Below are 573 nucleotides of genomic sequence, written 5' to 3'. Positions count from 1 at the left end.
ATCACTTTCCGCTCGGTTGTATAAAGATAGACACCACCCCCAGGTCTCGCTTTGGAATCGGTGTTTAATAAGACGAATTTTCGTTGATTCCCGAAAAAATATACGTTTTCTTTTACAGAATGGTATTCTTCAATGGAATACTCGACTTTTTCAGGTTCTTTAAATAATTGTTGGAATCCAACAGTACCTACTATAATGAAAGGGATAAGAATTAGGCTAGCTAACACAAATTGAAAAGCACGCTTATTTTTTAATATCTTCCTCATCGTATCATTTTCCTCCTGCACCAACTCCGGTTACATAACCTAAATAAGACCATTTTCATCAGTATGTTTCTGCTCATCGGATAGGTGGGAAGTACTTTCTATAATATTTCTTACTAATTCATCTGCTTCAATAACAATTGTATCAAAGGTAACACCTAGCACAGACTTCTCAATTTTCCCAACAACCGTCTTCGAATTTTTGCCAAACAGAAAAACGAAAGAAAAATGTCTTTGTCCCATTATACCACATGATAGATAACGTGAGAAGATGAGAAATACAAAAGAAAACCACCTGAAATAAATTCAG

General features: G+C 35.1%; 1 protein-coding gene and 1 pseudogene. Both read right to left on the bottom strand.

Going from position 1 to position 573, the window contains the following annotated elements; translation table 11 throughout:
• Positions 1-266, bottom strand: a pseudogene (locus tag HMPREF3057_RS10330) (hypothetical protein); the annotation flags it as partial.
• 39 nt (positions 267-305) lie between these two features.
• A complete protein-coding gene (locus tag HMPREF3057_RS10375) occupies positions 306-506 on the bottom strand; it encodes a hypothetical protein (RefSeq protein ID WP_049519726.1) in 201 nt (66 codons plus the stop codon).
• Positions 507-573: the final 67 nt, after the last annotated feature.

This window comes from Streptococcus sp. HMSC072D05 (assembly GCF_001815805.1).
In the GTDB taxonomy this organism is placed as follows: Bacteria; Bacillota; Bacilli; order Lactobacillales; family Streptococcaceae; genus Streptococcus.
Note: the sequence above shows the minus strand (reverse complement) of the source record. Positions and strands in the feature narration are given on the sequence as shown.